Origin of the sequence: Streptomyces sp. WAC05292, assembly GCF_003949955.1 — a bacterium.
GTDB lineage: Bacteria > Actinomycetota > Actinomycetes > Streptomycetales > Streptomycetaceae > Streptomyces > Streptomyces globosus.
This window is the reverse complement of the sequence record NZ_RPSE01000641.1, coordinates 1-2,112: the sequence shown is the minus strand read 5'-3', so window position 1 is coordinate 2,112 and position 2,112 is coordinate 1. Positions and strand designations below refer to the sequence as shown.

The 2,112-nt window shown below is 68.8% G+C and carries 2 protein-coding genes and 1 pseudogene; all 3 read right to left on the bottom strand.

Annotated elements, in window-relative coordinates; genetic code table 11:
- Positions 1-124 precede the first annotated feature (124 nt).
- Positions 125-685: a transposase gene (locus tag EF903_RS36205; RefSeq protein WP_399422156.1), complete on the bottom strand. Its 561-nt coding sequence runs from the start codon at positions 683-685 to the stop codon at positions 125-127.
- A 138-nt stretch (positions 686-823) separates the two neighbouring features.
- Positions 824-1,264, bottom strand: coding sequence for a hypothetical protein (locus tag EF903_RS31970; RefSeq protein WP_125548455.1), 441 nt, complete (start codon positions 1,262-1,264; stop codon positions 824-826).
- Positions 1,265-1,382: 118 nt separating this feature from the next.
- Positions 1,383-2,112 (bottom strand): annotated as a pseudogene (locus EF903_RS31965) (transposase); the annotation flags it as partial.

The following is a 2,112-nucleotide window of genomic DNA, read 5'->3' as shown; positions in this document are numbered from 1 at the left end:
AGGGAACCAACGAGGCTCCTGCACTGATGAGTTGAGACGTCGAACACCTCTCTCAACGGCACGGGAGCCTCGTGCGTTGCGGGCACCGGCCTCGTCACCCGTCCGGTGGCAACGCTGAAAAGGCTCACTGGGCTGAGCCCGCGCTGTTTCGGCAAGCTGGTGTGACCGCGCTGCGCAGCGAGGGGACCGATGAGGTGCGGGGTGGCCGCGGGAGGACCGAGTGCAGTTGGTCACGGCGTACTGGCGGACGACACACCGGAACCGCCCCGCAGACACCGAGCGCTCCCAGCCCCCGCCGTCCGCGAACCGGACCCCGGTACGCGGCGTGTTTCCGGCGCTGTGGTTCTGGTCGTGCTCCTCGCCACCCGACGGAGCCGGAGTACTGCCGCTGGACACCGGCTGAGTGCTCGCCCTTCTTCAGGAGCCCCGTCTCGTCCACGATCAGTGCTCCGTCCGGGTCTCCCAGGGGCGCCATGCCCAGGCCACGCAAACTCGTCGCGGACCGCGTCGGCGTCCCAGCGGGCCGAGCGCAGGAGCCGTTGCAAAGCGTCGGGACGCCGGTACCCACAGCGCTCGCCAACGACCAGCAGTTCTTTTGCTCCACGTCCGAGAGCAGGCCGACGCCGAACTCCCGAGCCGTGGCACGTGGCTCGACCCGGGCGAACCGGCCCGCCACCTTGGCCATCATCTCCCCGAGCACCGATCGCCACCGGTCAGGGGCTGCTCGACGGCTCGCGGCCACCACCCGATCTTGAAGAGTCCACACACCTCACCAACATCACGCGGTGGCCGTACCGGATCCCGTCGCAAGCCGCTGGCAGCGTCAATCCCGCCACCTGTCGCGAAACAACCAGGTCAACCGCTCCGTGAAGTGGTGCCGCCAGAGCCACCCCGGAAGCTGCCGGTGGGCGACGAAGGACCAGAGGTCATCATCGGCTTCGTTTCCACGCGGGCAACGGCGCAGGAGATCAAGGCATCGTCGGTCAACGGTCCTATGCCGCCGGGCGACGTGGGCCAGAGCGATGACACCTTGGCGGCGGACCTCCGGGTCCTCTGCCTCCAGCGCTTTGCCGACCCGGGGCAGAATCGCTTCCGCGTCCGCATGATTGAGAGCGAGCGCGATCACAGCCACCCCGACGAGCGGCTCGCCCCGGCTGAACGCAGCGTCGACCTCGTCGGGCCGGTCAGTCCAGCGCAACGTGGAGCCGTCCTGCCAGTTCAGGACAGGTGCCGGATCGACAGGGTCGCTCTCATCAGGGTGCACGGCACGACCCTACCGAGTCGCACCCGCAGGAACTCTCGATATACGAGCCACCCCTCGCACCCCCGACCCACGATGCCTCAACACCCTGGCACGAAGTGCGGCTGGAGTATTAGAGGTCCTAACAAAGGCGCTGGACGTGGCGGTGGGTGATGAGGCAGGTGGCGATGCCAAGGAAGGCCTCGTGGATGTCGTCACGTCGTTCCCAGCGGACGCGTAGGCGTCGGAAGCCGTGGAACCAGGCGATGGTGCGCTCGACGACCCAGCGGTGAACGCCCAGGCCGGAACCGTGCGGGACGCCGCGGCGGGCGATCACCGGTTTGATGCCCTGGGCCCAGACGAGGCGGCGGTACTTGTCATGGTCGTAGTCGCGGTCTTCGAGCAGACACCGCGAGCGGGATGCCCTGTCCGTCGACGAGGACGTGGTGCTTGCTGCCCGGCCGTGCGCGGTCGACCGGGCTGGGTCCGCTTTCGGGCCCCGCCGAGCGGCCCTCACGTGGCTGGAGTTGATCACCGCCCGGGACCAGTCAAGCGGCTTCGCCGCCCGCAGCTTCGTCAGCATGACGGCATGGAGCCGGTCCCACACGCCGGCCTCGTTCCACGCGGCAAGCCGCCGCCAACAGGTCATGCCGGAGCCGAAGCCGAGCTCCTGGGGCAGGTACTCCCACTGGATTACGGTGTGCAGGACGAACAGGGGCCGACTCGGCCGCGGCGTCGGTGTCCTCGTCGTGCTCCTGGTTCTCGCTGTCGCTTTCGCCGCCGGCCCTGAGGATCTGCCCGTCCTGGTCGCGGCGTAGGTGGATCTTGCGCTTGCCGTGGGTGAGGGCGCGGGAGGCGAGCTGCTCGACGAG

Coding starts and splice junctions, on each gene's coding strand:
- EF903_RS36205 (WP_399422156.1), bottom strand. CDS start 685: ATGGCCAAGGTGGCGGGCCGGTTCGCCCGGGTCGAGCCACGTGCCACG.